Raw genomic sequence first — 8,312 nt, forward strand, 5'->3', positions numbered from 1 at the left:
CATTGTGGAAAACGGCTTTAGATTTTGGCGGTTAAAACCATTGAAATAGGGATAAAATAGCGGTAGAGATACCGCTACTTTATCAAAATTTAAAAATACTCTTATTTTTGGTGTAACAAATTGATCAGATATTCTACAAGATCAACTATTTTAGTGGATGGATTATCCGTAGACGTTTTTTTAGCGACTTCATTTGCTCTTCTAGCATTTGATATTGCAAGTGATAGACTATTTTTTATTAGATTGAAAATATTAACATTCTTCTCGTAATTTGGAATGTATCGTTTTAATTCACTAATGACATTATCAGCTGATGATTTTTTATCTGTTCCAATATAAGGTTTTGTTGTATAGGTAAAATGTAATAGAATCCAATATTCAAAACAAGGAACTGATGTAATAGCAAAAAAGATATTTTTAGGTGGCATGCATTCTAAGCTCTTAATTGCCGAATCATAATTTGTATGTTGATCTTTATCAAAAACACAATATACCCTTTCAAAAGGATTCCCTTCATTTTTAGCGGCAACATATCGCTCTTTAGCATACTTTATAATACTCATTGGATCTGAACCTGAAGGGTTACAGATCTCTATATTTGCAGTATGCAATTGATATTCTTCTCTCAGAGCTTTGAAATATAAAGGTTCAGTTTCAGATCCCTCACATACAATTAACACTCGATCATAAGCCTTTCTTATTCCTATTTTTCTCTGTTTTTGTTTTAGTGTTTGAGCTTTTCTTTTTTTATGTAAATCATCACTTCCCATTTATTGTACTCCAAAAAATGTGCTAATAAATGGTAATGCACCATATCGACCTGAAAGATAGCCTAACTCTAAATTTTCTTTACCTTTTTTAGGACTAAAGTCTGACAATGGGTATAATACAGATGATTGTTCTTTTGAGCGTTCACAAAACCAAATTTGATCCCTACGGAAAACATCCTGCGTTAAAATAGAAGTTTCATGTGTAGTAAAGATCAATTGAGCATTTTTAGTATTACTCTCTTTACTATGAAATAACTCAACTAGGAATTGAACAAGTTTAGGATGTAAATTTACATTCAATTCATCAATACATAAGACATAACCATTTTTAAGAACATCTAAAATTGGACCAGCAAAAGCAAAAAACTTTTGAGTACCATCTGACTCATCATGGAAATTAAATGGTACTGGCTTACCATTATTATCAACATGAACAGTTTCTAACTGTAATTTCTTTTCACCTTTGAGATTTTGACTTAAAAAATCCTTTAATGGTTCTGGCATATCAGCTGGTAGTTCAGCGATATTAAATTCTGTTGTTTCAACTTTGATGTCTGAAATATGAAAATCTGCCATTTTTAGAAATTTTAAAACATCTCTTTTTCTATCATCTTCACATAAATTTGCTGTAAAGATAGGTGCGAACCCATCAGAATTCGCAAAATGTAAGGTATCATTAAACCAGTCAAAAATAGGTTTTAATTGTTCGCTATTTAATTGTACTGCGGTTGCTAAAAATAGAGCATTTTCTCTCGTTGATTGTAACCAGATTTGTTTCGAACCTAACAAGAATGAACTAAATTTCCAATCATATGATTTATTTTCTTCATTCCAAATCCTCTCAAACCATTTTTGAGCATGATTTTTAGGATAGGCAAATAACCACTCATCATAGATTTGGGTTGAAGATGCACTAAAACCATACTGATAGCGTACGTTATCAACAATAAATGTAATCTCAAATTCTGTTGGCTGATTAATTGTAGAACTATTTAGTTTAAACGGAACAACAGGGAGTTTATCTCCGCGTTGATAATTTCCAGTGACAATGCGTTTCATTGTTGATAATGCCTTCAAAAAATTGGATTTTCCACTAGCATTAGCACCATAAATAGCAGCTGTTTTTAACAAGCTAAAGTTTGAGTTTTCATTAATATTAAAAGAATTATTTAGATTCTCATCACTTTTACTCTTAATTAAACTAAAATCTTGTCGCTCATTAAATGAACGGAAGTTCTTTACATTGAAATCAACAAGCATAATAAAACCTTTTTAATGTTATTTTTGGAAATTTTTTCCAAAAATAACATTAAAAAGCTGTTCATGCAAGAGATCTAATCATTTTTTCAGTCAAAACAACGAGACTTAACATAACTACTATTGCCTCCATTGCCAATGCACTTCTTTTTGACTAATTTGTGTTCGGCTAATCCAGCCTCTTTGATAGAACTCATTGAGTTGCTTACGGACGGAATCAAGATGTTTTTCGGATGGCGTATCGGGATTTTGCTCAATATCGAAAATGCGTTGCGTGAGTTCTGCAATGGTGAAGGCTTTATTTGGCTCTTCTCGCATCATTTGTACTATGTACTTGCGAATTTTACCCTTGAAGAGTTTATATTTTCGACGATAAACAAAGTTCTGTGTGTTGTAGAGTGTGACATCACTTTCTTGTTGAGTGAGTTCAATGGCGCGTTTCAAGGTGGCAATGTTCGCATCAAGCAAGGCGAGATGATGTAGGACTTGCTTACGCTCGAACTCAAATTCTTTCAGTTTCTTATCAAGGTTATACGCCATAATCTACTGCCAAATCACTTCTTGATGAATAATCTTCCGCTGCCAATAACCGCACCATTCGTTATTGTCGTTGGTGGTTTTTAAACATCGGCTCAGTACGTCGATAAATTGGGTTTTGTTCGAAGTACGGCGATTGTCCTCACGGTACGCAATTTCATTGGCATAATTAAGCAGATATTCGTTACTAATTCTATGAACTTGTCCGTAGTACATACGTTTGAAACGACTAAATAGACTTTCTGCCTGATTGTTTGTTACACCTAAGTCACTGCGATATTCTTCTTTATGGTTTACAGTTCTCAAGTTATAGTAAGGCAACAAGACATCATAAGCCGTGCTTTCATCAGTATTGATTTGTGTATTCGGTTTAATGAACTTATCGGCAAAACTTTTTATCACCGATTGCGATTCAGTATGTGCCACAAAAACGTGAGAACGTTTTGCCCCACAATGCAACACATTATTGGCTTTTTCTTCTGACGAATAATGCTCACGCGCAACCATGACACAACGTTTATCAGGATTTTGATTTTCCTTTAAACGATAGTCAATGCGGTCAGATTTCTTATTTGCTTTGCGTGGTGCAGGATGAACATAAGTGCCGTCCATATCAACTACGCCTGAAAGAGGTTTCATATCACGACTTTCTAATAATGCCTTGCGGAATTTATGTGATAAAACAAATGCCGTGCGAGGATTAAGTTTTGCATTACGAGCTAATTGAAGGGAAGATAATCCTTTGACGGCATTTACCCACTCCATTAAAGCATAGAGATAAACCTTAATTGGTTTCTTGCGATTGGAAAAAAGGGTGCAAGAAGTGACACTAAAAGTGTGATTGCAATGTTTGCAACGCCATTGTTTACGTGTAGAAATATAATAAGGCTTGTGTTGCACCCCACATTTAGGGCAAGTGATGAACTCTTTGCCACCCCATCTTAATTCACAAAGCAAATCGTATGCTTCTTCTTCCGAGAGTTGTGCAATCTCGTAGGATGAAAGCGAGCGAGCTTTGCTAGAAAGTAAGAAATGCTGAGTCATCGTCTTGTTTAAAATTTATGTTAATAGAGATTTTAAATATGCTCAAACGTGATAAAATGCGTTTAAACTAAAAACAAATATACGCTCATTTGCGTAATTTGTCAATTGTAAATTGAAAATGGAACGCTCAAATGTGCATATCAGAAAGATTAAGACAAGTTTGTGAGGCTAAAAATTGGAAAATTACGGACTTCGCAGAACAAACAGGAATAGCCTATCGTACGATGCAAGGTTATATCGGTGGTGAACGTGAACCCAATGCAGAAGGAATGTCAGGCATTGCTAAAGCAGGAGTGAATTTAAATTGGCTCGTGAGTGGTGAAGGTGAAATGTTTCAGTCTGAACCACAAAAAGGTGCAATGTCAGAGCAAGAAACGAAATTAATTACAGACTACCGCACAATGCCTGAGAATTTAAAAGATGCTTTTTCAATTACTTTTAGAGAAATTTCCTATAAGAAATAATTTATTATTTAAAAATAAACATAGAAACAATATATGCCCTATCTGATAGAAAATCGCCGTTACATTGGCAACAAAACCAAGCTCACACAATGGATTAAGCAACTGATTTTATTACACACATCTAGCAATGATACATTTTTTGACGTATTCGCAGGAACAGGCAGCGTAGCCAATGCACTGTCTAGCCATTTTCAGTGCGTGCTGGTGAATGATCTATTACACGCCAATCACGTGATTTATCAGGCGTTTTGGGGCGTGGGCGAAGTTGATAAAACCAAAATTCAGCATATCGCGCAAACCATTCAAACATGGCAACCTGATGATTTACCGAATAATTATTTTTCGGATAATTTTGGCGGTAAATTTTTCAGCGAAGCTGTTGCCAAACAGATTGGTTTTGCGCGTGAATATTTAGACAGCCTGAATTTAACACCAAAGGAACACAGCATTTTACTGGCTTCCTTGATTTACAGCGCGGACAAAATCGCCAACACAGTCGGGCATTTTGATGCGTATATCAAAAAAGACATTGCGCCCAAACCTTTGCCGTTTGATTTGGTTAATTGGTCCATTCAGAAAAAATTCCAAATTTTTCAGAAGGATGCCAATCAACTCGTGCGCCAACAATCCGCTGATGTGGTGTATTTAGACCCCCCATACAACTCACGTCAATACAGCCGTTTTTATCATGTTTACGAAACATTGGTTAAGTGGAATAAACCCATGTTATCGGGCGTAGCGATGAAACCTCCTGCCGAAAACATGAGCGATTATTGTCGCAGCACCGCGCCGACAGTGTTTGCTGATTTAGTTGCCAACATTCAGGCGAAGTATATTGTTGTTTCGTATAACAACACTTATTTTTCCAAAAGCAATTCTTCACGCAACAAAATTGAATTGCAACAAATCGTGGATACGCTCAATTCTCGCGGTCAAACGCAAATATTTACCCAAGAACATCGCGCATTCAACACAGGCAAAACCGAATTTAGCAATCATCAAGAATTGCTGTTTATTACCAAAGTTACTGATTAAATGAGTCAATTTAAACGTTCGCCTTTATTTTATATTGGCGACAAATATAAATTATTAAATGAAATCACCCCAAAATTCCCACAAAATATTCAGCGTTGGATTGAGCCGTTTGTTGGGGGCGGTTCAGTTTTTTTGAATATTCAGGCGCAATCGTATTGCTTGAATGACATCAATTCTTGGGTTATTCAACTACATCAATTTTTGAGTCAGCATAGTGAAAACAGTGAAGGCTTTTTTCAAGCGGCCTTTGATTTAATTCAACAATATGGTTTATCTTGTTCTTATTTGAAAAACGATATTCCCGATGAATTAAAACGGCAGCACAAAAAAACCTATATTGCGCGTTACAACAAAATCGCGTTTGAAAAATTGCGCAATGATTTCAACCGCGACCAAACAGATTTATTGCGGTTTTACGTTTTGCTAATTTACGGATTTAATCGCATGATACGGTTTAATCAGTCAGGCAATTACAATTTGCCTGTGGGAAATGTGGATTGGAATAAAAACGTGGTGAAAGCCTTGCAGAATTATTTTGCGTTTTCAGGTAGCCTGAAAAATCAAATCGCGTGGTACAATCAAGATTACGAACAATTTCTTGAAACGGTGCAGCCCAATTCACACGATTTCATTTATTTAGACCCCCCTTATTTGATTACATTTAGTGAATACAATAAGTTATGGCAATTAGATGATGAACGGCGTTTGTTGAATTTGCTTGATGATTTGAATCGTCAGAATATTCGTTTTGCGATTTCCAATGTAACGCATTACAAAGGGCGAGTGAATACGCTGTTCGAAACATGGGCGCAGCAATACCACACGCACCGTATTAACAGTAATTACATCAGTTATCACGACAACAGCAACAAAGATTTTACAGAAATTTTGGTGTGCAATTATGACTAAACCTATGCAAAAAACGCCACGCGCCAAACGTGCTGCCGAATACAAACAAATGGCATTTGAAACCGCCATCCGCAATCCCGAGCGCTATAAAAGCATCTTACAAACGGTTGCACCGTTTAAAGATAAGATTTTGAATGATGATGTTTTACTAGACATTGTTAGTTCATTATATTTACAAGAAATTGTAAAAAGTGATGGTGTACCAATTGATGAAAATAGTACGATTGATAGTATTAAGGAGCGAGTGAAACAAGTCAATTCAACCCGAAACAGCGATGGTGGCTTTCCAAAAGGTTACGCAGCGCGTTTTTGGACATATATGCGAACACTGTCTGAATTAGGTTTTGTGCTGGCACAATATGAACAGCCATTTCAATTTTCTGCGATTGCCAATAAATTGCTTGCTGGTGAAATCAGCGAGCAAGTGGCTTTTGCGGTGCAAGCGATGAAATACAATCGCCGTTCTCCATATCGCAATGTAAAAAACGATTTTAATTTTTTCCGTTTTATTATCAATGTATTGAAAGAGAAATCTCATTTATCTTATCCACAATTTATTGTGTCGTTATTTAGTCGAGATGGCGATGTCACAAAATTTCGTCAATTAATCGATGGTCACTCACTGACTTTGGATAATGTAGCAGAATTTGTGCGAGATCAATTTGGTTCAACTTTAAAAGATCAAACAATTACACGCGATTATCCTGATGTGGTGTTGCGCGTGTTGATTTTGACTGGTTTTGTATCGGTTACTTATCAAGGCACAACAATGATTGAGCTGAATCAAGATAATCGCCAAATGATAGATAATTTATTGAATATAAAAATAGAATTGAGTAAAGCAGAAAAAGAAAATCCGCACTTGTATTTTCAGAAATTGGAACAATTAACCGATAAATTATTAGAGATTGCAGCCGATACACCTAATCGGGTTACAAAATTTAACCAAAAAGCACAAAAGCTGCTTGAAAACACTGAATTGAATTTGACTGAAGCGCAAATTGTTCAAGAGCTTAAACGCTTGGCTCAAGGCAAAAATAAAAGCAAAAACGTTTTACCGATTTTGTATTATGTAGCAGAACCTTTGCTATTAGAATTTTTATTGAGTTTGTTGCTGGTTTTAAAATATCAAAATCAATTTAGTGTTCAGCCAAATTTTGTTGCCGACCATAATGGCTTACCAATTTCTCACGCCCCAGCACGAAAAGGTGATATTGAATTGTTTTCCAATGATATTTATTGGTTAATTGAAGCTACACTAATTAAAAATAAGCAGCAGCAACTGAACGCAGAAACAACTTCAGTTATCCGTCACTTTAATGATGCATTAGCAAATTATCAGGCTCATTATTTGTCATTTGTCGCGCCATTGGTTCATTCGGATACGCACCAATTTTATCGGGCGCAAATTGTGTTGAATAAACTTGAGTCAAAGCAAGCCAACATTTATTTAAAACCTTATGCGATTGATGAATTCGTTGATGTTACACTCGCAGAAAATAATTTGCTAGATATGCAGAGCCATACACAGGATTTAACGCAAAAAATTGAAAATTTATTTAATCTCCCATAACTTTGGATAAATACCTGTTTCTGAATTTGATTACCTTAAACTCAGAAACAGGTATTTCTTATTGACTTCTCAGCAATTTTTTCTCATATTTCGTTGGCTTTGAATCGAATTTCTATACGCCCTCTATTCAGGCGATAAGGGCTGATTAGCCCACTGGCGATAAATAACATTTGATGGTTTTTTATTTGCATTAAGACGAGTTCATCTCGTTTAGCATTACCGTAAATATTCGGTGTGTGTCTGTTGGTATTCAAAGCAATCAAAAAACGCTTTGAGCCGATCTGAATTTTTCAGATGGGTATTTTTTGTGTCTAGCGTTTAGAAAATCTTGAATGCCTTGTACCACACAAAGAAATTCTTAATTACTTAACATTTATGGTTTTATGTGCTGGTTCATTATCTAGTAATAATTTGCTTTGAAAGCCATATCTAAAATAGAAAGGTTTATTTTATATAGTTACTTTCTCTATTGCAAATCGATCAAATTTTGTTCTAGAATACTGTCACTTTTTTAAAGCGAATCTTCTCGTTTGCTTTTTCGGGAAATTTCCCATTTTTTGTTCAACCAATTTAACAAGAGAAAAACGGCTTATTTGGTAATAAGTCAATGTTTTTTTATGTATATTGAACAAATAAATGAAAAAGAATAAAAAAATATCTCTATATGTGTCTGCTGTGCTTCGCAATTTACCTAGCGTTGCAATCTCGGATTTATCCGAAGCC

Annotated in this window: 9 protein-coding genes; 4 read left to right on the plus strand and 5 right to left on the minus strand. The window is 35.3% G+C overall.

The features are described from left to right. Positions 1 to 101 precede the first annotated feature (101 nt). The 4 genes from HMPREF0027_RS00115 to HMPREF0027_RS00130 all read right to left on the minus strand — a co-directional run bounded on the left by HMPREF0027_RS00115 (position 102) and on the right by HMPREF0027_RS00130 (position 3,608). A complete protein-coding gene (locus tag HMPREF0027_RS00115; protein ID WP_005621001.1) occupies positions 102 to 770 on the minus strand; it encodes an RloB family protein in 669 nt (222 codons plus the stop codon). Further along, complete coding sequence (locus HMPREF0027_RS00120) at positions 771 to 2,030, minus strand: AAA family ATPase (RefSeq protein WP_005621003.1); 1,260 nt, start codon at positions 2,028 to 2,030, stop codon at positions 771 to 773. 117 nt (positions 2,031 to 2,147) lie between these two features. Then, a complete protein-coding gene (locus HMPREF0027_RS00125) occupies positions 2,148 to 2,567 on the minus strand; it encodes a hypothetical protein (RefSeq protein ID WP_005621005.1) in 420 nt (139 codons plus the stop codon). 3 nt (positions 2,568 to 2,570) lie between these two features. Next, a complete protein-coding gene (locus HMPREF0027_RS00130) occupies positions 2,571 to 3,608 on the minus strand; it encodes an IS1595 family transposase (protein ID WP_005621006.1) in 1,038 nt (345 codons plus the stop codon). Between the two features lie 131 nt (positions 3,609 to 3,739). On the opposite strand from HMPREF0027_RS00130, the gene HMPREF0027_RS00135 reads away from it, so the two are divergent. Genes HMPREF0027_RS00135 through HMPREF0027_RS00150 form a run of 4 tightly spaced genes read left to right on the plus strand, consistent with a single transcriptional unit; the run spans position 3,740 to position 7,589 of the window. Beyond that, positions 3,740 to 4,072, plus strand: coding sequence for a helix-turn-helix domain-containing protein (locus HMPREF0027_RS00135; protein WP_005621007.1), 333 nt, complete (start codon positions 3,740 to 3,742; stop codon positions 4,070 to 4,072). Between the two features lie 33 nt (positions 4,073 to 4,105). Further along, entirely contained in the window at positions 4,106 to 5,107 is a 1,002-nt protein-coding gene (locus HMPREF0027_RS00140) for a DNA adenine methylase (RefSeq protein WP_005621008.1), read from the plus strand. Continuing rightward, entirely contained in the window at positions 5,108 to 6,016 is a 909-nt protein-coding gene (locus HMPREF0027_RS00145; RefSeq protein ID WP_005621009.1) for a DNA adenine methylase, read from the plus strand. It begins immediately after the preceding gene. Next, positions 6,009 to 7,589, plus strand: a complete 1,581-nt coding sequence (locus HMPREF0027_RS00150; protein WP_005621013.1) for an AlwI family type II restriction endonuclease — start codon at positions 6,009 to 6,011, stop codon at positions 7,587 to 7,589. Before HMPREF0027_RS00145 ends, HMPREF0027_RS00150 begins: the two co-directional genes overlap by 8 nt. Before the next feature lie 503 nt (positions 7,590 to 8,092). On the opposite strand, the gene HMPREF0027_RS12160 is transcribed toward HMPREF0027_RS00150, so the two are convergent. Further along, positions 8,093 to 8,312, minus strand: a 220-nt coding sequence (locus HMPREF0027_RS12160) for a hypothetical protein (RefSeq protein ID WP_005621015.1), incomplete at its 5' end; no start/stop codon positions are given.

The organism is Actinobacillus ureae ATCC 25976, assembly GCF_000188255.1.
Lineage (GTDB): Bacteria > Pseudomonadota > Gammaproteobacteria > Enterobacterales > Pasteurellaceae > Actinobacillus > Actinobacillus ureae.